The following is a 22456-nucleotide window of genomic DNA, read 5'->3' as shown; positions in this document are numbered from 1 at the left end:
TTATATTCAATCATTTTAATGAAGCTTGATCATAGCTAAAAAAATGCAGAGACACTAGGGCTAAGATCATCTTTAATCTGTCGCCCGAGTCTTTGTGATTTTGAAAAGGATTTTTAGCTTATTTGTTTAAGCGTTGAACAATTTCTTCAGGTGTCATATAGCCACCTAAATATTCACCTTCAACGTTATAAATCGCTGGTGTGCCATTTACGCCCATGTTCAGACCCAATTGGTATTGATCACGGACTGGATTCTTACATTCTGCGGCATTTACAGCTACACCTTGAGTCGCTTGCTCAAATGCCGCCTTACGATCTTTGCTACACCAGATTGCCTGCATGGTTGGCATGAATTGTTCGCCACGTGGCCATGCGATATAACGCACTTCAATTCCTTTGGCATTAATTTCAGCCAAATGTTCATGCAACTTATGGCAATACGGACAGCTTGAATCGGTGAAGACATAAATCACGTGCTTGGCTTTACCCCCCTGTGCTGGGTAAACAATCAAGTCTTCAGTTTTGAGTGAAGCTAAATGCTTTTTATTTTCGGTTGCCTGTAATGCATCGCTCACATTATGCAATTGTTTGTCACCTAAACGCACCACATCACCTTGAATAATGTACTGGCCATCAGCGGTAGCATAGACTGAACCCATCCCTTCCAGACTCACCCAGAACAGGTTAGGTACTTCAGTTTTCTTGACTGCAAGAATTTTGGCATTGATGTTGGCTGTCTTGAAATGTTTTTCTAATGTAGACACTAAACGCTGCTGTGCATTGCGTTCATTTAAGGTTGAAGCTTCACCTGTCGCAGGTGCACTTGCTGTGAGTGCATCTTGTTTTTGTGCTGAATTTTCTTTTGAGCAAGCACTGACTAATAATGTTGATGCTAATGTACAAGCAATTACAAGCTGAGACCGAGTAAACAACATATAGAACCTTTTTGTACGTATTTAAGGGCTTTAGCATAACAAAAAAAATGAATCACTTCGTTAAATCTTGCTGATGCTGTGTGAACGGAATCAAGTTTTAGTCTGATCCAAGACAGAAGGTTGTTTTAACCCCGTGGATGGTATTTACCATGTAACTCTTGCATACGGTGCTGCGCCACATGGGTATAAATTTGTGTGGTGGAAAGATCGCTATGACCCAGTAACATCTGTACCACACGTAAATCGGCCCCGTGATTGAGTAAATGAGTTGCAAAGGCATGGCGTAAGGTGTGTGGTGATAACTCGGCTTGAATATTGGCTTGTAAGGCATAGCGTTTAATCGCATACCAGAAATTCTGACGACTCATGATGCCGCCGTGTTGAGTCAGAAATAAATAATCGGTACTGCTTTTATACAGTTGCGGGCGCGATTCCACCAAATATTTTTCAATCCAGTCACAGGCAAATTGACCTAAGGGCACCAGACGTTCTTTATTCCCTTTACCTGTAATCCGTAAGTAGCCTTGTTTTAAATTGATCAGTTCAAGTTTCAGGTTGAGTAATTCTGATACACGCAATCCACAGGCATACAAAACTTCGAACATGGCACGATCGCGTAGACCGAGTGCAGTGTTGGTATCAGGTGCATTAATTAATGCTTCAACATCTTGCTCAGACAGATCTTTTGGCAAGGCTCGACCAATTTTAGGAGAATGATGTGTCGCAACAGGATTATCGTCCCTGAGTTTTTGTTCTCGTAAAAATTTATAAAATTGTCTTAAGGCAGAAAGGCAGCGTGCAATGGAGCGGGGGCTTTTACCTGCTTTGGTCAGGGCAATCAGCACATCTGCTATATCGTCACTCGACCATTCTGGTAAGGCTATTTTTTGATGTAATTCACTACATTGGATCAGGTCAGATAAATAAGCATTACGGGTATGCGGGCTCACCGTTTGAGCAACTAAATAATCACGAAAACCCTGTAAAAATCCGAGATGTTCTGGAATGTTAACGGCTGCAGGAATTCGCGGTTTTTTATTTAACATAATGGAGTTACTGAACTTTCTTGTTTTGCACTGTAAAAGAAAAATGAATTGTTGTCGATCTGTCAAAAGCGTAAATGCCATTGAGATTGTTTTTGGTAATTATTCTCATTTGCTTGTATACTATAATAAAGAGAGTAAAGGGTTAGAACGGTGCGATTGTCAGCATTAAAAGTCAAGCAAGTAGCGGTGATCACGAAAGTGAATCGCTTGGTCGATGAGACAGAACAGCCAGATTTAGTTGCGGTTCGTTTAGAAAGTTTAGGCTTTGTGCCTGGTACACAAGTGCAAGTGATTACCAAAGGTATTTTTGGTGGTGATCCGATTCTAATCCAGCTCGGTTTTACGCGTTTTGCGTTACGAAAAGCGGAAGCTGATAAAATTGAAATTCAACTTGAAGGAGCACCTGCATGAGTGATGCGTTACGTGTTGCCCTTGTGGGAAATCCAAACTGCGGTAAGACATCTTTATTTAACCATTTAACTGGAACACGCCAAAAAGTTGCCAATTATGCGGGTGTGACAGTTGAACGTAAGGTTGGACATTTTCAGCTTCCTTCTGGAAAGTCCGTGCGTGTGCTGGATTTGCCCGGGACCTATAGTTTACAAGCTACGAGTCCAGATGAAGAAATTACCCGTGATGTTTGTCAGGGCAAGATTGCTGAAGAAGGCCAACAAGATGCTTTCTTGTGTGTGGTAGATGCGACGAACTTAAAACTGCATTTGGGTCTCGTGCTTGAAGTGATTGAGTTGGGTCGTCCTATTCTCGTTGTGTTAAACATGATGGATGAAGCGCGTCGTCGTGGTATCCAGATCAATACACAAAAGCTTTCTGAGCGTTTAGGTGTTCCTGTTGTTGAAACTGTCGCGGTGCGTAACTCAGGTATCGAAAACCTGTTACATGCCTTGGATCAGGAAAAATATTCTGTTCCACAGACTGAGCTGAGTGGTTTAACTGGGACTCACCATCAGAAAATTGAAGTTATTTTCAAAGATGTGGTGAACTTTGTTGATCAGGAAGACAAACGTACTGATTTCCTCGACAAAATTTTCTTACACCCTGTTCTCGGCTTACTTAGCCTTGCAATCATGATGTTTATCGTCTTCCAAGCAGTGTTTGCTTGGGCGGCGCCGTTTATGGATGGGATTGAAGAATTCTTTGCATGGTTCGGTGAAGCATTAGGCGAGCATATTTCTCAGCCTTTGCTACATAGTTTGGTGGTTGACGGGATTATCGCAGGTGCGGGTAGTGTGGTTGTGTTCTTGCCACAAATCTTGATTTTATTCTTCTTTATTTTGGTTTTAGAAGAATCGGGTTATTTACCTCGTGCAGCGTTTTTACTTGATAAATTGATGTTTAAAGCAGGCCTAAGTGGTCGTGCCTTTATTCCATTACTTTCAAGCTTTGCCTGTGCGGTGCCTGGCATCATGGCCACCCGTAGTATCAGTGATCCACGTGATCGTTTTACCACGATTATGGTTGCACCATTGATGACCTGTTCTGCACGTTTGCCTGTTTATGCGTTATTGATTGCTGCTTTTATTCCAAGTCAAACGGTATGGGGTATTTTCAACCTGCAAGGACTCGTATTATTCGGCTTGTACATGTCTGGTATTGTCAGTGCACTCTGTGTGGCAATCGTGATGAAGTTTTTGCAGAAAGATAAATCACAACATGCGCTTTTACTTGAATTGCCAAGCTACCGTATTCCGGATATTAGAAGTGTTGGGATTGGCTTGCTGGATCGCGGTAAGATCTTTTTAAAACGTGTGGGTGGCATTATCTTTGCCCTATCGATTTTACTTTGGTTCTTATGTACTTTCCCGCAAGCACCAGAAGGGGCAACTTTACCTGACATCGATTATAGTTTTGCAGGGATGTTGGGTCATTTGCTCCAGCCAATCTTTGCGCCTGTTGGTTTTAACTGGCAGATCGTGGTTGCGTTAATACCTGCAATGGCTGCGCGTGAAGTCGTAGTTGCAGCTTTAGGTACGGTTTATGCCTTATCGGGTGCGGATGATGATGCAATTGCGCAAGGTCTTTCACATTTAATCAGTGCTGATGGTTCTGGCTGGTCATTGGCAACCGGGTTGTCTTTATTGGTGTGGTTCATTTATGCGCCACATTGTTTAGCGACCTTGGCAACTGTACGCCGTGAAACGGGTTCATGGAAACATGTATCGATAATGACTGCCTACCTGTTTGGTCTGGCTTATTTAATGTCTTTCTTTACCTACCAGATTGCATCGCGCATCTGGGGTTAAGAAATCCTACTCAACCTCCCTTGAAAAAGGGAGGGAATCACTGGAGAGACGCTTATGTTTGAGTACTTGATTGTTGCTGTATTGGTGCTGTGGAGTGCTGTTGTGGTCTTTAAGAAGGTATTTCCTCAAACAGCGGATTCAGCATTTTTAGCCTTATCGAATGCATGTCAGCGTTTGGGTTGGCAGCGTTTGGCGGTATGGTTAAAACCTAAAATGGTTGCTGGTTGTGGTGGAAGCTGTGGCTGTTCAACCGATGAATCTGAAAGCAAAAAAACGGAATCTGTCCAAACTGTGAAATGGCGTTGATAAAACTCAAAATACCCATCGTAAGATGGGTATTTTTTTTGAATAAGAAAAATGAATCAGACTCAGATTAATAAAAAACAATCATTAAGCTCTAAACATAAATTGATTTTATTGGGCTTTATCCTAGTGATGACCTTCCTTTATCTTTCTGCTTTGTCTAAAGGTCTGAATATTTATAAAGAAACTTTCTCTTGGCTTATTTCATGTTTAATCTTGATTTATCTATGGCTAAGACCCGAATTGATTGAACTTAAATTTAAGCAATATGCATTTAAATCTATAGATTGGCTAGGTGCTGTGATCTTAACTTTATTGGGGATTAGTCTTTTTATACCTGTTTAAGCTTTTACGCACTGACACAAAAAAGATTGAATAAAACCAAAACTGAAAAAGCATTTAAAACAGTAAAGTGCTAACATTTTTGCCATTCTGTGATCTGCAAAAAATGGGGCAAAAATGTTAATACAGCGCGGTGGATTAAAAGTTGTAGCTGGCTTGGGAATTTCCGGTGTATCCGCGGTAAATTTTTTACATGAACAGGGCTACCAAGTTGCAGTAACAGACTCGCGCGCAACCCCGCCAGGACATGACCAGATTCCAGCAGGTGTGCGTACCAGTTTTGGTCAACTGGACACGGATCTTTTATTACAAGCAGAAGAAATTATTCTCAGTCCGGGGCTGGCACCCCAACTTCCAGAAATTCAACAAGCGATTGAAAAAGGCATTCCAGTAGTCGGTGATATTCAGTTATTACGCCGTGCCACAGAAGTGCCGATTGTTGCGATTACAGGATCAAATGCGAAAAGTACAGTCACGACCTTAATTGGATTGATGGCAGAGGATGCGGGCAAGAAAGTTGCTGTAGGTGGAAATCTGGGCCGCCCGGCTTTGGATTTATTAAAAGATCAACCTGAATTAATTATTTTAGAACTGTCGAGCTTCCAGCTTGAAACGACATCACACTTGAATGCTGAAGTTGCTGTGGTGTTGAATATGAGCGAAGATCATCTAGATCGTCATGGTGATATGCTGGGTTATCACAAGGCCAAACATCGCATTTTCCAAGGCGTGAAAAAAGTCGTTTATAACCGTGATGATAATCTGAGCCGTCCTCTGGTGCCTGATGTGACACCGATGCAGAGTTTTGGCTTGAATGCACCTGATCTGAATCAATACGGTGTGTTACGTGATGCAGATGGCAGCATGTGGCTGGCACGTGGCAGAGAGCGTTTGCTGAAAACTTCCGAGATGTACATTCAGGGTATGCATAACGTTGCCAATGCGTTGGCATGTTTAGCGTTGGGTGAAGCGATTGGTTTACCTATGGCTTCGATGCTGGAGACCTTAAAGCATTTTAAAGGTCTTGAGCATCGTTGTGAGTACGTTCAAACCATTGATGGTGTGCGTTATTACAATGATTCGAAAGGGACCAATGTCGGAGCCACACTTGCTGCGATTGATGGCTTAGGAGCTGCAATTGAAGTGAAAAATGGCAAATTGGCATTGATTTTGGGTGGTCAAGGTAAAGGTCAGGACTTCAAGCCATTACGTGATGCGATTCAAAAATATGTGAAATCAGTGATTCTCATTGGTGAAGATGCTGCGGTGATTGAGCAAGCAATTCAAGGTACAAGTGTGATTCAGCATGCAGCTAGTTTGAAGGACGCCGTTGCAATGGCACAAAAAGCGACTCAGGCGGAAGATGTAGTATTACTTTCACCTGCTTGTGCGAGCTTTGATATGTTTAAAAGCTACAATGATCGTGGACATCAATTCGTGGCATGTGTAAATGCCTTGAATGAAAAATAAGAACTAGGAACAGAACTATGGCTGACTTAGCCCAAAATACGGTACAGAAGATTTCGCAATTGCTGAATCGTTTACCTAAGCTACCCGCAGAAATGACGGCACGAAATATCCTGATTTTTTGTGTGATTTCGTTGCTATGTTTCGGTTCAATCATGGTTGCATCGGCGTCAATGCCGTATGCGGAATATATCCATGAGAGTCCTTTTTACTTTTTGATTCGTCATGGTATTTCGATTGTCGTTGCTGCGGTGGTGGCATTTTTAACCTATCGGGTTTCATTGAATCTCTGGTTTAAAAATGCTTTCCCTTTATGGCTTATTACCATTGTCCTGCTTTTGGCGGTATTGGTGGTCGGTTCCGAAGTCAATGGTGCGCATCGCTGGATTAAAGTTGGCGGCTTTACCTTACAGCCAACCGAGATTGCCAAAATTGTCATGGCGATTTTCACTGCGGATTATGTGGTACGTCGTGCCAAGGAAGTCCGTACCCACTGGAAAGGCTTGCTACGTTTAAGTGGTGTAATGGCTTTAACCGTGGGCTTTATCGTCGCTGAGCCTGACTTGGGGGCAACCGTCGTTATTGTCTTGATGATGGTTGGCGTGTTCTTCTTGGCAGGCGCACCAGCGACCCAGTTCCTGATCATGCTGGGTGCGATTTTTGCGGGTGTCAGTGCGCTGATTATCTTCGAGCCATTCCGTTTCCAACGCTTGATCTCATTTACGAACCCTTGGGCAGATCCATTGGGTGTCGGTTATCAGCTCTCGAATGCTTTGATGGCCTTTGGTCGAGGCGAGTGGTTTGGTACGGGTCTAGGGCATAGTGTCCAGAAGCTGTCTTATTTACCTGAAGCGCATACGGACTTTATGTTGGCGGTATTGGGAGAAGAATTCGGCTTCTTTGGTGTGTCAGTGGTGATGATCCTGTCATTTACCATGCTGGCGTGTTGTATTCGGATTGGTCATCGTGCCTTGCAGCACAATTATCTGCGTGCGGGCTATTTGGCCTACGGTATTAGCATCATTTTCCTGATGCAGATTCTGGTAAATGCGGGCATGAACATGGGGCTAATGCCAACCAAAGGTTTGACCTTACCCTTCATTAGTTATGGGGGGACATCATTGATGATGTGTGCTGCGATGATCAGTTTAATCCTGAAAATTGATGCATCGACACAAGAGTTGAACCCTGTGAAAGAAGAGTCGAATTTCTAGGATATTCAAACAAATAAAAAAGCCCTGTCATGATGCAGGGCTTTTTTATTGCTTATAAATAGGTACCAGTTAAATGAATGCCTTTCGGAATTAAATTCACATCCCACTGCTGCACGGCTTGTTGTAGCATGATATGAGGCTGATCCAGTTCAACAGAAGCTTGCCCCAAAGCTAGAATAGCCTGATGCAGAAGTTCGGGCGCTTGGCTGATATCAAGGGCTTGTGCCAGATTCTGTTTAGACAGTTTTTGCCCCTGATCATTCATGGCCAGCGGGAGATGCATATAACTTAGGGCAGGATAATTGAGTAAAGACCCTAGCCAGATTTGTCGAGCTGTATTGTCGAGTAGATCTGCACCACGCACCACATGGGTAATGCCTTGTAGATAATCATCGACCACCACCGCCAGTTGATAGCTGATAATGCCATCACGACGCTTCAAGACAAAATCGCCTAACTCATCTAGCAAATTAGAACATTGTTGGCCTTGTAAACGGTCTTGAAAACAAATCAATTGATCTGCGACTTTTAGACGAATCGCCTGATTGGCAAAATCCAGATTCAGATTGCGACAGGTACCTACATAGATATGATTGGAGCCCAACATTTTTCGTGTGCATTGGCAAGCGTAAATGTCTTGTGATTGCTTGAGTTGTTCAAGCACTTGCTCATAAATATCTAAACGGTCTTTTTGGAAAATAATCTCTGCATCTGGTTCAAATTGAAATGCATCGATACAGGAGAGGATATGTGTTTCGCTATTGGGATAAATGCGGGGAATGTCGGTATCTTCAATACGGACTAGCCATTTGCCTTGATTGGCTTTGGCATCACAATAGCTGGCAACTGCGGTGAGCAATGAGCCAAAATGTAATGGGCCGGTTGGCGATGGCGCAAACCGACCCACGTAGCTACAACAATCTGGTTGCTGTTGGAAGCATTCTGGCGAAACAGCTGCTTGCTGTTCCGCAGTATGTTCAAGCATGGTTTAACCGTTGTTTTGCTTTTCTTTGATTTCAGCCAAAGTTTTGCAATCGATACAGAGAGTCGCAGTTGGGCGAGCTTCTAGACGACGTAAGCCAATTTCGATACCACAGGTTTCACAGAAACCATAGTCTTCGTTTTGAATGGCTTCAATAGACTGTTCAATTTTACGAATGAGTTTGCGTTCACGGTCACGTGTGCGTAGTTCAATCGCAAACTCTTCTTCTTGAGTTGCTCGGTCATTTACGTCAGGAAGTGCGCTTGATTCGTCTTGCATGGTGTTCAAGGTACGATCAACTTCAGACATTAACTCTGCTTTCCATGCGTTCAAAATTTGGCGGAAATGCACAAGTTGTCCTTCAGACATATATTCTTCATTTTTCTTCGGCTGATAAGGCGCAATACCAAATAAGCTCGCAGTTGTACCACCTTCTGAAGCTTTCGGTTTGGTTTTACGTACGCGCTTCGCCGATTTTTGATCGTCGATCACTTCTGTCTGTTCGTCCAAGACTTGATTTTGGTTGTCATTCGCCATATAGGGCATTCCTCATCTTACACGTACTATCTATACGCAAAAAATATGGTGATATGCAAGTGTTTTTATAGAAACCTAAGATGGTTTTTTCCATCAAGGGTCGACATCATATAGAGTTTTTGGACAAGATGGTAGTCATTCCCGTCCAGATTTTGTGTGAATTCGTCAATGTAATTTGTAATCAAAAGTTTTAGGAACTGCTGCTATTTCAGCCATGCATTGTGTTATAGGCTAAAACGACATAAACAAGGCATGAAATGCAAACAATGGTGATTCCCTTGTTAAGTTTCCTAATCATATCCCAGCACTTCAGAACTACTCATCCGCTGCGAAGTGGGGAGTCGATAGACTTGCGTTTCCAGTTCTCCATTGGCTTTCAGGCGGATTAAACGATAGCCTGGATGCTCCTCATCGAGTGCGAATTTCTCGCTTTTAGGTTTGAACTGAATACAGGTCGATGGGGTGGATAAAAACTCAATGCCTTGCCAAGTATTGATTGAATCCTGATGCACATGCCCACAGATGATCGCCTTTACATTGGAGAAAGGTTTAATGGTTTCCAGCAGGTCAGATGAATTCTTTAATTTGTGCTGATCAATCCATGCTGACTGCATTGCAAAAGGATGGTGATGGCAGGCAATAATCACATGACGATCATGCAATTGATGGAGTAAGGTGGTTAAACGTTGTAACTGTATCTCGCTAATTTTTCCATCAATGCGCTGAGGCTGAGCACTATTCAATAAAATAATGCTCCATTGTCCTAACTCGATGACGGTCGGTTGGGTTTGATCTTCCTCATGAAATGGAAAATGCGTGACATCATCATGATTGCCCGGGGTATGAAAAAAAGGAATTCCCAGCGTTTGCATGTGTTGTACATAGCGTTTATACGTTAAAGGTGTTGGCGACTGGGCCAGATCACCTGTGTGTATGATCAGATCGATATGAGGATGTTGCTGGCGCATCATGTCGATGACTGCATGAAAACTTTGCTCGGGTTGCATGCCGACAAATTCGAGGTGGGGATACTCTAATAAATGTGTATCGGTAATCTGTATCATCACAAAATCTTGCTGTGATAATGATGAGACCTTGAAAGTCACCGTCGTTAGCCCCTTCAGATTCTTATCTTTGTTGTATGTGTTGAGCCAGCCACTGTAATGCCATGATCACAGGTGCGTTTCTCAACCGCCCGTTATGAAATAATGCTTCTAATTGGGAATAATCAAACAAATGAAGTTGAATGTTTTCACCTTCATCTGGCATCCCAAAAACACCCCCATCTTCTGGAAGATGAACGTCTGCAACATATAAATGGAAAAATTCGGAGCAGGCACCAGCAGAAGGGTAGAAGCTAAATAAATGTTTTAATTCAGTGATCTCGCAGCCAGACTCTTCCAAGCTTTCACGACGGATACAGCTTTCTGGAGACTCATCTCCATCAAGTACACCCGCAATAACTTCGAGTTGCCAAGGTGAAACAGGATCATTGACGGCCCCTACACGGAACTGTTCAATCAATGCAAAGCGTTGTTGCTGGTCGCTATAAAGCAAAACGCCAGCTGCTTCAGGACGATGAACCAATTCACGTTGAATCAAGGACGAGTAATCTTTTCGGTGAAATAACCGATGTTTTAAGCTCACTTTCTCAACTTGAATGAACCCTCGAAACAATGGTGTTCGAGATTCTATCGTAACGTCGGTGGCTGAATAGCTGGCGTGGTCAAGAATATTCATCTTCAATCAGGATGAGATTGTACATATCTCATCCTAACCGAGAATGATTCGCAGGCAAATCTTTTTTTAGTCGATTTACACTTTGTGGTACAATTTTTGACCATGTTCCTGATAAGCGGTTTTCATGGCATTGAGACCTGCTTCAACTTCTGTTTCCACATCATTTGACTGCTTGGCATTGTGTTGATTTTGCGCATAATCTCGCACATTTTGGGTGATTTTCATGGAACAGAATTTTGGACCACACATTGAGCAGAAGTGGGCTGATTTATGCGCTTCTTTTGGAAGTGTTTCATCATGCATACTGCGAGCGGTATCAGGGTCCAGACTTAAATTGAACTGATCATCCCAACGGAATTCAAAACGCGCTTTTGATAATGCATTATCACGAACTTGAGCACCTGGATGACCTTTAGCCAGATCTGCCGCATGGGCTGCAATCTTATAGGTAATGATGCCGTCTTTAACATCTTTTTTGTTCGGTAAGCCCAAGTGTTCTTTTGGCGTTACATAGCACAGCATTGCGGTGCCATACCAGCCAATCATTGCTGCACCAATCGCAGAGGTAATATGGTCATAGCCTGGCGCGATATCTGTTGTGAGTGGCCCAAGCGTATAGAATGGCGCTTCTTTACAGACTTCGAGCTGTAGATCCATATTTTCCTTGATCATGTGCATTGGCACGTGACCAGGCCCTTCAATCATCACTTGTACATCATGTTCCCAAGCGCGATGGGTCAGTTCGCCCAAAGTTTTCAGTTCGCTAAATTGGGCTTCATCATTGGCATCTTGTACGCAACCTGGACGAAGGCCATCGCCTAAGCTAAATGATACGTCATAGGCTTTCATGATTTCGCAAATTTCGTCGAAATGAGTATATAAGAAGTTTTCTTCATGATGCGCCAAGCACCATTGCGCCATGATTGAACCACCACGAGACACGATACCTGTCAGGCGATTCGCTGTCATTGGTACGTAGCGCAATAATACCCCTGCATGAATGGTGAAATAGTCCACGCCTTGCTCAGCTTGTTCAATCAGGGTGTCTTTAAAGATTTCCCAAGTTAAATCTTCAGCCACACCATCGACTTTTTCCAATGCCTGATAGATAGGTACAGTACCGATAGGCACAGGTGAGTTGCGGATAATCCATTCACGGGTTTCATGGATGTTCTTACCTGTCGATAAGTCCATGATCGTGTCGGCACCCCAACGGGTTGCCCATGTCATTTTCGCCACTTCTTCATCAATGGATGAGCCGAGGGCCGAGTTACCAATATTGGCATTAATCTTTACCAAAAAGTTACGACCAATAATCATCGGTTCGCATTCTGGGTGATTAATATTGGCTGGGATAATGGCACGACCCGCTGCGACTTCCTGACGTACAAACTCAGGCGTAATCTCTTTTAAATTTTGCGCACCAAAGTTTTGTCCCGCATGCTGACGCATATCGACGCCTTCACGTTGACGCTGGTTTTCACGAATAGCGATATATTCCATTTCAGGGGTAATTATGCCTTGCTTGGCATAGTGCATTTGCGTGACATTTTTCCCTGCTTGAGCACGACGTGGGTTTTGAATGTGGGCAAAGCGGATGTCGGCAGTACGAATATCTTTTAAACGGGCCTGACCGAATGCTGAGCTGAGGCCTGAAAGAATGTCACTATCTTGACGTTCATCAATCCACGCTTGGCGAACCAGTGGTAAACCTTTATTCAAATCGATTTTTACATTGGGATCGGTATACACGCCAGAGGTGTCATAGACCATCACAGGTGGGTTGTGTTCACCGCCTAAACCTGTCGGTGTTTCTGTTAAGCTGATTTCACGGAAAGGCACTTGGATGTCTGGGCGGGAGCCTTCGACATAAACTTTTCTTGAAGCAGGTAGGATACGGGTTAAATCTTTAGCGTCTTGCTCATGTTGAGCAGAAATATCAGCAGGGGAAAGATTCGTTAACTGGTTCATGGCATGATCCTTATGTATGGCATTAACGAATCAAGCACGACCAAAAACAATGGCGGATTTATCTCTATGATAAATAAAGGCTAAGTTTTTGCTGGGCTTGATTCCTACGCAGGTGTTAACCTGATCAGGTTCAACGGTACTTGCCTTTAAATTCGGTAATTAAGACAATCTCAGCAGTTTGTTAACTGCGCTCCGTCAAGCGACGCATTTAGACTAACAGATTTAAAAATTTTTGTTGTATCAATTCACACCAATTTACAATGCGTAAATCCGTGCTATTGTCATAAAACTTTCATCATTTCTATGTTCTAATCACCAATCAATTTTTCCATGTGTCTAGTGGAGGCATACTGTGAGCCCAAGCAATCCTGTGTTAAGTCATCATATTTCTTCACAATTTAATGAAGACTTGCAAGATGTGCATACCAAGTTTATGACCATGGGTGGATTGGTGGAGCAACAAGTTGCTAACTCAATTCATGCTTTATTGGATACAGATGCGAATTTAGCCATTGATGTGCAATTCAAAGACAATGCCGTTAACCAGTTTGAACGTGATATTGATGAAGGTTTAACCCTGATTCTTGCTCGCCGTCATCCTGCTGCGATCGACTTGCGTATGGTGATTGCCATGAGTAAGGCCAATACAGATTTAGAACGTATTGGTGATGAAGCTGCAAAGATTGCCCGTATTGCACAAAACTTGTGTGAAGAAGGTGAGTCACCACGTGGTTATATGGAAACGCGTCATATTGGTAATCAGGTGCGTGTCATGATTCATGATGCTCTGGATGCATTTGCCCGTTTAGATGTGGAGCAGGCCTTGAAAGTGGTGATGGCCGATGTCGACATTGACCGTGAATATCAATCTGCGACACGTACTTTAATGACCTATATGATTGAAGATCCGCGTCATATTTCACGTGTCATTAACGTGATGTGGGTATTGCGTTCATTAGAGCGTATTGGTGATCACGCGCGTAATATTTCAGAACAAGTGATTTATATGGCGAAAGGTATGGATGTGCGTCATACCAGCATTGAAGAAATCGAGCAGAAAGTCCATCAGAAATAAATGTAAAAATAAAATAACTTTAAGCCGTCCAATCATGGGCGGTTTTTTCACTTTCAGGATATATAGATAAAAAAATCCCAGACTTCGGGGGAAAAGTCTGGGAGAGAAATATCATGCGTTACGTGAGATATCAACGTATCTCTTTGTCCTTCTGAATACAACTATAAGCGGAGGCGTCTGAGGTGTCATGTAGACAACTGTGTATACTCTGTAAGGCTTTATTACTTATGTAAATGTCACGTAAAAAGAGAGCTGAAAACAGCTCTCTTTTTATCGCAGAAACAGACAAAATGACTTACTTTTGCTCAGTCCAACCTTCTGCTTTTTCTACACTTTCATCGTTATTGAAGAACTTTTCACGCTGTTCTTCAAGAAACTTCTTCGCATCAGGTTCAAACACATTCAAACGCTTTTCATTAATAAGCGTGGTTTGGTGTTTTAACCATTCCTGCCATGCCTGCTTTGAAACAGTTTCAAAGAATTCCTGACCTTTAGCACCTGGAAACGGTGCGAAGTCCAAGCCTTCAAGCTCTTGTTTATATTTGCGGCAAAATACTTGTCTAGTCATTATGGCATCCAGTGAAAGTCCCTCTTTGTAAAAGAGGGATATAGGGAGATTAATATAACTGTTCTAGGCGAGTGTGCGCACGCGCAATCGCAGCTTCAACCTGTTTTGGTGAAGTTCCACCAATATGGTCACGAGCATTCACAGAAGCTTCTAAAGTCAATGCTTTATCAAATACATCTGCGGTGATCAAGTCAGAGAATTGCTGTAACTGTTCAAGCGTCAATTCTGATAAATCTTTTTCTTCTGCAACACCTAAAGCCACCGCTTTACCGACGATTTCATGTGCATCGCGGAATGCTACGCCTTTTTTCACAAGGTAGTCAGCAAGATCGGTTGCGGTAGAGAAGCCACGAAGTGCTGCTTCACGCATAATTTCGATATTTGGAACAAGCGCTGGAACCATGTCTGCGAAAGCCATGAGTGAACCGCGCACGGTATCAATCGCATCAAATAACGGTTCTTTGTCTTCTTGGTTGTCTTTGTTATATGCCAATGGCTGACCTTTCATCAGGGTCAATAAGCTGATCAAGTCACCAAATACACGACCTGATTTACCACGCACCAGTTCAGGTACATCTGGGTTTTTCTTCTGCGGCATGATTGAAGAGCCTGTGCAGAAGCGATCAGGAATATTCACAAATTTGAATTGTGCCGAAGTCCATAAAATCAGTTCTTCTGACATACGTGACAAGTGCATCATGATTAACGATGCCGCAGCATTAAACTCAATGGCAAAATCACGATCAGAAACGGCGTCTAAAGAGTTTTCTGAAACAGCTTCGAAACCAAGTAATTCAGCAGTATAAGCACGGTCAATTGGATAGGTCGTACCTGCCAAGGCAGCAGAACCTAATGGCATACGATTGACGCGCTTACGGCAGTCTTGCAGACGCTCTGTGTCACGTACCAGCATTTCAAACCATGCCAGTAAGTGGTGACCAAATGTCACTGGTTGAGCAGTTTGTAGATGTGTAAAGCCAGGCATGATGGTATTGGTATTTTGACTTGCCAGACTGAGGAGGCCTTTTTGTAAACGAAGTAATAAGCCTAAGATGTCATCGATTTCATCACGCAAATATAAACGGATGTCAGTTGCCACCTGATCATTGCGACTACGGCCTGTATGGAGTTTTTTACCGGTAATGCCGATACGTTGAGTCAAACGAGACTCAATGTTCATGTGAACATCTTCTAAATCAATACGCCATTCAAAGTTACCCGCTTCAATTTCAGCTTTAATTGTGTTTAAACCTTGGATAATGTCGTCACGTTCAGCTTCAGTCAGTACACCTACTTTCGCAAGCATAGTGGCATGCGCAATTGAACCTGCGATATCTTGTTTATAAAAACGTTGGTCAAATTGCACAGATGCGGTAAATTCTGCAACAAAAGCATCAGTTGCTTCAGAGAAGCGACCGCCCCACATTCCAGAGGTTTGATTCGGGCTGGCTGAAGAAGAGGATTGAGAAGATGTGGTCATGGCGGCTCAGTAAAATAAAAAAGAGTATAGCAAATCCAAACACAGTTGCCGAAACTCGACGTAAGAAGTTATCGCAAACTCGTCAGGGGGGAAATCCATCAGGCTCCTATTTTTTTACGAAAATTGGGCAATGGCAACACTTATTAGAATTAATTGTAGCAAGTAATGTGCTGGCGATGGTGCTGGCTTTGGCTGAAGCTCGGTCATGGCAGGCTTTGGAGGGCATTCGTGTCCTGCAATATATGTTTTTTATTAACTGGGTAATTTTGTCTTTTTCGGCGCTGGTGGATTATTTTCAGGATTTTTTTGCCAAATTTAGTCAAAAGGTTGCTCTGGTTCTGGGCTTTATCCTGCTGCAAATGATTGTCCTGTTTACCACCTGTGTGGTGAATGTTCTGCAATATTGGGCTACACGTTCTGGGGCATTTTCCGAAGAGATTCTATTCCACGGAACCAGCTTGCACTTAGGTTATGGGGTGTTGCTGGGTGCTTTCTGCATGCGCTATTTGTACATGCGCGAACAATGGATGAATCAGCAATACAGTGAATTGAATGCTCGTATTCAGGCCATGCAGGCACGCATTCATCCACATTTTTTATTTAACAGCTTAAATAGCGTGGTGAGTCTGATCGCGATTGATCCTGACAAAGCGGAAAATATGCTGATTAATTTGTCCAGATTATTCCGTGCCAGTTTTCAGGAGCTGAAGCTGGTGAGTCTGGCGGAAGAAATTGATTTATGCCAGCACTATTTAAGTATTGAAAAGATGCGTTTGGGAGAGCGTTTGAATGTAGAATGGAACATACAGGCAACGCCAACTGAATTAAAACGGATCACCATTCCGTTATTAACGTTGCAACCTTTGCTGGAGAATAGTATTTTTCATGGGGTAGAAAAAGTTTTGCAGCCCTCAACCATCAGCGTATTGGTTGAAATATTGCAAAATCAAGTCACTATAGTCATTACTAACCCTTATTCTCACGATACAATAAAATCGAGAAAAGGAAATGGTATAGCGATTGAAAATGTGAAGCAGCGCCTGAAAGCTTATTATGGGCAAACGGTGAAGTTTCAGATTTACGGGGGAGCGTCGTTATATACGACGGTGGTAAATTACCACGATCAAGTAAAATAATAAGTCGAGTTAACCATAAAAATGATGGATATGAAGTTAACGGTGACAAGGAGAAAAGGATGAGAGTTCTGATTGCTGATGATGAACCCCTTGCTGTAGAGCGTTTGTCACGTTTAGTGACTCAAATGGGGCATGAAGTCATTGCGACAGCGCATCATGGACAGGATGTGTTAAATCATATTGAAAATGACTCACCAGATGTTGTTTTACTGGATATTCAAATGCCCGGGATGAATGGTCTGGAATGTGCTGAACAGCTCAGCCAGCTCAATCCTCGTCCGGCCATTATTTTCTGTACAGCATACGATCAACATGCATTGGAAGCATTTAAATTTCAAGCACAAGGATATTTACTGAAACCTGTTGCACAACAAGATCTACAGCAGGTATTTAATCATTTAACTCAACTTACACAAGCACAGATGACTGGCTTACAACAACAAGATGATATGTACGATACTAAAACCCAACGCCAACAAATTGCTGCGAAGACTTATCGCGGGGTAGAGCTGATTCCATTAGAAAATGTATATTATTTTTTAGCGGATCAAAAATATGTCACGGTTCGCCATAAAAATGGCAGCGTACTGATTGATGAAACACTCAAGGATCTGGAGTTGGAGTTCGCAGACCGCTTTATCCGTATTCACCGTAATGCGCTGGTGTCGTTAGACTATCTTGAAGGTCTGGAACTGGTTGCAGCAGGACAATATCAGGTTCGGTTACGTGAGCTGGATGAGCGTTTATCTGTGAGCCGCCGTCATTTGCCAAGTTTAAGAGAGTGTATGCATCAATTGTAAATGCGGCTTTTCAGCTGAATGAATGATCACTTTATGATTTTTTACTTGCAATTTCGGGTGATCAAGTTAAGTTGGGAGCAATTGCTTTGATCAATACTTCACTTGAATTTATGAAAACCTTAAAAATTGCGACTCGACAAAGCCCGCTTGCACTTTGGCAGGCCGAGCATATCCGTTCTCGTTTAAATGCGCTTTATCCAGATTTAACGGTTGAGCTGGTCAAGTTTGTGACGCAGGGTGACAAAATTCTTGATACACCACTGGCAAAAATTGGTGGTAAAGGTTTGTTTGTTAAAGAACTGGAAGCCGCATTGCTCGATGGGCGCGCAGACTTAGCCGTCCATTCCATGAAAGATGTACCGATGCATTTGCCTGAAGGCCTAAACTTAGCGGTAATTTGTGAGCGTGAAGATCCGCTGGATGCATTCGTTTCGAATCAATACCAGCATTTTGATGAGTTACCGCAAGGTGCAAAAGTCGGTACTTCGAGCCTACGTCGTAAATGCCAGATTTTACAGCAACGCCCAGATCTGGAAATTATTGATCTGCGTGGTAATGTCGGTACCCGTTTATCCAAACTGGATGATGGTTTGTATGATGCAATCATCTTGGCGAGTGCGGGTCTGAAACGTTTAGGTTTGTCAGACCGTATTCGTCATTGTCTGGCACCTGTACTTAGTCTGCCAGCAGTTGGACAAGGTGCGCTGGGATTGGAATGCCGTGCAAATGATGACGCATTGTTAAAACTGATCCAGCCATTACAACATGAAGAAACCTCGATTTGTGTTCGTGCAGAACGTGCTTTCAATGCTTATCTTGAAGGTGGCTGTCAGGTTCCCATCGCAGGCTATGCCACTTTAGCCAATGATCAGCTTCAGATCGAAGGACGCGTGGGGAGTGTCGACGGACATACTTTATTAAAAGAACAACTGGTTGGCGCACCAGCCGAGGCTGAGCAACTGGGTGAGCAACTGGCACAACGCTTATTGGCGCAAGGTGCGGGTGAGTTGCTAAAAGCGTTGTATTAATGCTGTTTATCAATACACGTCCTGAAGACCGTGCGGGTGCTCTAACACAGGCATTGTCCGAGGCGGGCTATCAGGTTGTGGGTTTGCCTTTACTTGAACTGGTTGCGGAGCCTTTTTCGGAAGGCTTGCAGCAGCTCTATCAGCAGCTTGATCAGGTTCAGGCAATTGTGGTGGTCAGCCCAACCGCTGTTGAAGTGGGAATGCAATATTTGCAGCAAGCAGGTGTCACACTTGAACAGTTGCAACATGTTCGATGGATTGCAGTGGGGCAAACCACTGCACAGGCGCTGGCACGATTTAATATTCAAAGTGATGTGCCTGAGGTCGAAAACTCAGAAGGCATGCTGGATTTACCTATTTTAAAACAGCAGAAAAATTTAAAGAAAATTGCGTTCTGGCGGGGGCTAGGTGGACGACAATTCATGATGCAGCAATTGCAGCAGCAGGGGATTGAAGTACTCAATTTTGTGCTTTATCGCCGTCAATGTCCCCAACAAAGTTTTGCGCTATTTCCTGAAATTCTAAACCAGATAAACCCTCAACAGCATGTTACGGTACTGATTAGTAGCGAAGCGAGCTGGAATTACTGGCAGCAGATGTGTGAACAACAACAGCCGCCCCGAGCATGGATTTATTTAGTACTGGGGGAAAGGCTGGCACAACTATTAGAAAAAACCAGAACACAGACAAATAAAGCATTTAACATTATTCAGCTTGAAAATTTATCTGCATCAGAGATCATTCAACGCATGAGAGACTGGCAAGGACATGTATGAGAAAAATTGGTTATTTAATATTAGGGCTGAGTTTATTGTGGTTGGCTAAACTCAGTTACGATGTTGCACAATATTCTCAAACGGTTCCCCAGCTTCAACAGCAGCTTACCCAGACTGAACAGCGTTATGCATTATTGAATGATCAATTTGTCGCGGTCCAACGTCAGTTGCAGAATAATCGTGTAGTTGAGCCTACAGATAATAGTTCAATTCCAATGACGGTTGAGGGCATCTCACCGATTATCCTGATTAAGCAGCAAATGCAACTGGTGCAGTTTGCGCTGGATCAGCAGCAATTTATCTATGCGTTGGAACAACTGAATCAGGCACAGCAACACGTGGTGCAATATGCAGTTTCACCCGCGTTACAAGATAGTCTGATTAAATCGATAGAGCAGGATAAACAGGCGATCCAGCAATTTGTTTTAAATCAAACCCAGCAACAGCAGCAGCTTGATCAATTATTGCAGCAACTGGATCAAAAGATTGCGCAAGATCTTCAAAACCCGAAAGTATCCATTGAAAAAGGTGAAAGTGCGACATGGTGGCACTGGTTTAAACTAGAAAAAGTTCAACGCTCATCGCCTGATTTAATGAGCCGCAATATTACTTTGAAAGAAGCACAGTTACGTTTATTGCTGGCATCTCAAGCATTACATGAAGGTCAATTTACTGAATATCAGAAATCGGTTCAGGAAGTGATCCAGTTACTTGCAGAGTTACCTGATCAAAATAGCCAGAAAATGAAACTGCGCTTAGAGAAAATCTTAAACCAGCAAGCAGTGCCAACACCGAAATTAACAAGCTTAGGTTTGTTGGGATAATCTGTCATGAAGCAATTAATGTTGATTTATTTTCTCTCGGCTTTGGTGCTTTTCGCATTATTTTCTGTGTTGAGTTATGGCTATGGAAATGGCTATGTTTATATCTACTGGCGAGAATGGCAATTCCAGAGCAGTGTTTGGGGGCTGATTGCACTGTTTATTGCAATTAGTCTGTTCTCGCAATTGTGCTGGTTAATCGCTAAACGGTATTTCACCCGTGAGCAAAGAAAAAAAGAAACTATCCTGCACTTTAAGGAATTACATCCTTATGAGCAGCTCGGCATTGTCTGGTTGTTAGACGCTTCAAAAGATCAGCAGGTTTTTATTGAGCGGGTATTTACCCAGTCTGGTTTGCTCAGCAATATTATTGATGCACAATTTGATTATCAAAATGGCGATTATGCAGCCGCCTTGCAAAGTCTGGATAAATCCGCACCGATGGCTTTTGAATTGGCTGAATTGCAGCGTATTGATATTTTCCTTGAGCAAAAAGAAACCGAGAAAGCGCTAACACATTTAGAATTTTTGGCGCAGCATCAGCTTTCTCCATGGTTAGTTGAAATAGAAACGGCGTATCAACAACGTATTACTGCATTGTGGGGCAAACTGGCGCTACAAGAACCATGGTTATTCTTGCAGACCACTCAATATGGTTTGTTGGATGCAGAACATCGTGATTTATGGTTGCAGCAATTATTAATTCATTTTGATCAGGCATCCGTGGATGATCTAGCTGCATTACAACAGCGCTATCTGGTGTTGCAGGATGAGATTGAAACGCGTCCTTATAGCAGCAAAGTGCTTTGGTTGAAATTGTTGGCGCGCATGCCTGAGATGAGCGTGCAACATGAAGACCTGGCGCTGCACCTATTACAAGATCAGTTCGATCCAGAAGTGTTTTATTTGTGGTTTCAGCAGCAATTGCTCAAGCAGATTCCAGATTATGCCTATGTTGAGCAGCGTATTATTCAACTGGAACAGCGTTATACCAGCGTTCCAATGCTAGCCTTTGCAAAGTGGCATATTTATACCGCGACACAGCGTCAGGCAGAAGCAGAGCAGTTATTAACTTTATATCCTGATAATATATTAATGAGTTATTTAAGGATTAAGTCGACATTGGGTGATAATCAGGACTTAATCAAGCAGTTAAATTTAATATTTGAAAATGATGTGAATTTTCTTAATTTCAAGATATGAGTGTAAATATGAAAGAACTGTCTGTCTATCCTGTTATTCATCGGCAGGCTGTGGCTTGGGGTGATATGGATGCTTTTGGCCATGTCAATAATGTGCAGTATTATCGTTATATGGAAAGTGCCCGTATTGCCTATTTAATGGAATTAAATATCTTCGATCAGGAGATATTGACAGTGGTTGCTTCGAGTCAATGTAAATATTTAAAACCTGTATTTTATCCCGATGTGTTACATATTGGTGCGCGTATTGAAGAGCTGAGAAATAGTGCTTTTCGTATGCATTATGTATTATGGAGTGAAAGCCAGAATCAGATTATTGCCACTGGTGAGGCAGTGATGGTTTGTGTAGATAAAGTAACATCAGGCAAACTCAATATCCCCGATTCGATTAGACAGAAGATTATTCAGCTAGAAGAAAATGTAGGACATCAATTAATAACAAACAAATAATTATAAAGACAATTATGTCTATTTTATTTGAATATATAAGAAATTTCATAATGTGGTGTTTTTGAGCGTATTACAGAACAGCTACTTCAAAAGCACCATCCTATAAATGAGCAAATCAGAAATTTTTTAGTGAAATTTAAGAATACGTTAATATAATTGTTGTTTGGTGTGACCCTTTATTTAATTTAATAAAATCTATTTTTTATATCAAAACTCTACTTTTTTTGTTTTATTGTAAATAAAAAGCCATTTTATTGTTGATATGCGATTAAGTGGGCTATTCTTATATTGATTATTTAATCGCTTATAAATTAATATTGAAT

23 protein-coding genes and 1 riboswitch are annotated in these 22456 nt (G+C 42.5%); of the genes, 14 read left to right on the top strand and 9 right to left on the bottom strand.

Annotation, left to right across the window (positions count from 1 at the left end; all coding sequences use genetic code 11):
• Positions 1-118: 118 nt before the first annotated feature.
• Both AWW72_RS08950 and xerD read right to left on the bottom strand, forming a co-directional pair.
• Entirely contained in the window at positions 119-934 is an 816-nt protein-coding gene (locus tag AWW72_RS08950; protein ID WP_005255569.1) for a DsbC family protein, read from the bottom strand.
• 125 nt (positions 935-1059) lie between these two features.
• Positions 1060-1980, bottom strand: coding sequence for a site-specific tyrosine recombinase XerD (xerD, locus tag AWW72_RS08945; RefSeq protein ID WP_062847108.1), 921 nt, complete (start codon positions 1978-1980; stop codon positions 1060-1062).
• A 150-nt stretch (positions 1981-2130) separates the two neighbouring features.
• Here xerD and AWW72_RS08940 point away from each other — a divergent pair, with 150 nt between their 5' ends.
• From AWW72_RS08940 to ftsW, 6 genes are all read left to right on the top strand, one after another.
• Entirely contained in the window at positions 2131-2391 is a 261-nt protein-coding gene (locus AWW72_RS08940) for a FeoA family protein (RefSeq protein ID WP_004773968.1), read from the top strand.
• A complete protein-coding gene (gene feoB, locus AWW72_RS08935; RefSeq protein WP_062847107.1) occupies positions 2388-4241 on the top strand; it encodes a ferrous iron transporter B in 1854 nt (617 codons plus the stop codon). Before AWW72_RS08940 ends, feoB begins: the two co-directional genes overlap by 4 nt.
• A gap of 54 nt (positions 4242-4295) precedes the next feature.
• Positions 4296-4547 carry a DUF6587 family protein gene (locus AWW72_RS08930; protein WP_062847106.1) on the top strand — a complete coding sequence of 84 codons (252 nt, stop codon included), beginning with the start codon at positions 4296-4298 and terminating at the stop codon, positions 4545-4547.
• 51 nt (positions 4548-4598) lie between these two features.
• Positions 4599-4889 carry a hypothetical protein gene (locus AWW72_RS08925; protein WP_062847105.1) on the top strand — a complete coding sequence of 97 codons (291 nt, stop codon included), beginning with the start codon at positions 4599-4601 and terminating at the stop codon, positions 4887-4889.
• 114 nt (positions 4890-5003) lie between these two features.
• Entirely contained in the window at positions 5004-6356 is a 1353-nt protein-coding gene (gene murD, locus AWW72_RS08920; RefSeq protein WP_062847104.1) for a UDP-N-acetylmuramoyl-L-alanine--D-glutamate ligase, read from the top strand.
• A gap of 17 nt (positions 6357-6373) precedes the next feature.
• Positions 6374-7567 (top strand): putative lipid II flippase FtsW, encoded by a 1194-nt coding sequence (gene ftsW / locus AWW72_RS08915; protein ID WP_004773975.1) that lies wholly within the window; start codon positions 6374-6376, stop codon positions 7565-7567.
• A gap of 52 nt (positions 7568-7619) precedes the next feature.
• Here the strand turns inward: ftsW and gluQRS are convergent, their stop codons facing one another.
• From gluQRS to thiC, 5 genes are all read right to left on the bottom strand, one after another.
• Entirely contained in the window at positions 7620-8552 is a 933-nt protein-coding gene (gene gluQRS, locus AWW72_RS08910) for a tRNA glutamyl-Q(34) synthetase GluQRS (protein ID WP_062847103.1), read from the bottom strand.
• A 3-nt stretch (positions 8553-8555) separates the two neighbouring features.
• Positions 8556-9086, bottom strand: coding sequence for an RNA polymerase-binding protein DksA (dksA, locus tag AWW72_RS08905; protein WP_004773977.1), 531 nt, complete (start codon positions 9084-9086; stop codon positions 8556-8558).
• 290 nt (positions 9087-9376) lie between these two features.
• The gene (gene cpdA / locus AWW72_RS08900; RefSeq protein ID WP_062847102.1) at positions 9377-10192 is read right to left on the bottom strand and encodes a 3',5'-cyclic-AMP phosphodiesterase; all 816 of its coding nucleotides are present in this window, start codon (positions 10190-10192) and stop codon (positions 9377-9379) included.
• Between the two features lie 22 nt (positions 10193-10214).
• Positions 10215-10826, bottom strand: a complete 612-nt coding sequence (locus AWW72_RS08895) for an NUDIX domain-containing protein (RefSeq protein WP_047431868.1) — start codon at positions 10824-10826, stop codon at positions 10215-10217.
• 75 nt (positions 10827-10901) lie between these two features.
• Positions 10902-12797, bottom strand: a complete 1896-nt coding sequence (thiC, locus tag AWW72_RS08890) for a phosphomethylpyrimidine synthase ThiC (protein ID WP_062847101.1) — start codon at positions 12795-12797, stop codon at positions 10902-10904.
• Positions 12798-12881: 84 nt separating this feature from the next.
• Positions 12882-13002: riboswitch (TPP riboswitch) on the bottom strand.
• 147 nt (positions 13003-13149) lie between these two features.
• Between thiC and phoU the strand changes: the two genes are divergently transcribed.
• A complete protein-coding gene (gene phoU, locus AWW72_RS08885; protein WP_004773981.1) occupies positions 13150-13872 on the top strand; it encodes a phosphate signaling complex protein PhoU in 723 nt (240 codons plus the stop codon).
• 295 nt (positions 13873-14167) lie between these two features.
• Here phoU and AWW72_RS08880 read toward each other — a convergent pair whose 3' ends face one another.
• Both AWW72_RS08880 and argH read right to left on the bottom strand, forming a co-directional pair.
• Positions 14168-14440, bottom strand: a complete 273-nt coding sequence (locus AWW72_RS08880) for an oxidative damage protection protein (protein WP_004773983.1) — start codon at positions 14438-14440, stop codon at positions 14168-14170.
• Between the two features lie 49 nt (positions 14441-14489).
• Complete coding sequence (gene argH, locus AWW72_RS08875; protein WP_062847100.1) at positions 14490-15920, bottom strand: argininosuccinate lyase; 1431 nt, start codon at positions 15918-15920, stop codon at positions 14490-14492.
• Here argH and AWW72_RS08870 point away from each other — a divergent pair.
• The 7 genes from AWW72_RS08870 to AWW72_RS08840 all read left to right on the top strand — a co-directional run bounded on the left by AWW72_RS08870 (position 15911) and on the right by AWW72_RS08840 (position 22133).
• Positions 15911-17056: a sensor histidine kinase gene (locus tag AWW72_RS08870; RefSeq protein WP_062847137.1), complete on the top strand. Its 1146-nt coding sequence runs from the start codon at positions 15911-15913 to the stop codon at positions 17054-17056. The two genes, argH and AWW72_RS08870, sit on opposite strands and share 10 nt — an antisense overlap.
• 59 nt (positions 17057-17115) lie before the next feature.
• Positions 17116-17856, top strand: coding sequence for a LytR/AlgR family response regulator transcription factor (locus AWW72_RS08865; protein WP_004773988.1), 741 nt, complete (start codon positions 17116-17118; stop codon positions 17854-17856).
• 110 nt (positions 17857-17966) lie between these two features.
• Complete coding sequence (gene hemC, locus AWW72_RS08860) at positions 17967-18884, top strand: hydroxymethylbilane synthase (RefSeq protein WP_062847136.1); 918 nt, start codon at positions 17967-17969, stop codon at positions 18882-18884.
• Complete coding sequence (locus tag AWW72_RS08855; RefSeq protein ID WP_062847099.1) at positions 18884-19660, top strand: uroporphyrinogen-III synthase; 777 nt, start codon at positions 18884-18886, stop codon at positions 19658-19660. Before hemC ends, AWW72_RS08855 begins: the two co-directional genes overlap by 1 nt.
• Positions 19657-20484, top strand: coding sequence for a hypothetical protein (locus AWW72_RS08850; protein WP_004773992.1), 828 nt, complete (start codon positions 19657-19659; stop codon positions 20482-20484). The genes AWW72_RS08855 and AWW72_RS08850 overlap by 4 nt, the downstream gene beginning before the upstream one ends.
• A gap of 6 nt (positions 20485-20490) precedes the next feature.
• Positions 20491-21684, top strand: a complete 1194-nt coding sequence (locus tag AWW72_RS08845) for a hypothetical protein (RefSeq protein ID WP_062847098.1) — start codon at positions 20491-20493, stop codon at positions 21682-21684.
• Between the two features lie 8 nt (positions 21685-21692).
• A complete protein-coding gene (locus AWW72_RS08840; RefSeq protein ID WP_062847135.1) occupies positions 21693-22133 on the top strand; it encodes an acyl-CoA thioesterase in 441 nt (146 codons plus the stop codon).
• Positions 22134-22456: the final 323 nt, after the last annotated feature.

Origin of the sequence: Acinetobacter sp. NRRL B-65365 (assembly GCF_001605865.1) — a bacterium.
Taxonomy (GTDB): Bacteria; Pseudomonadota; Gammaproteobacteria; order Pseudomonadales; family Moraxellaceae; genus Acinetobacter; species Acinetobacter vivianii.
The sequence above is the reverse complement of the archived record's forward strand: the minus strand, read 5'-3'. Positions and strand labels throughout refer to the sequence as shown.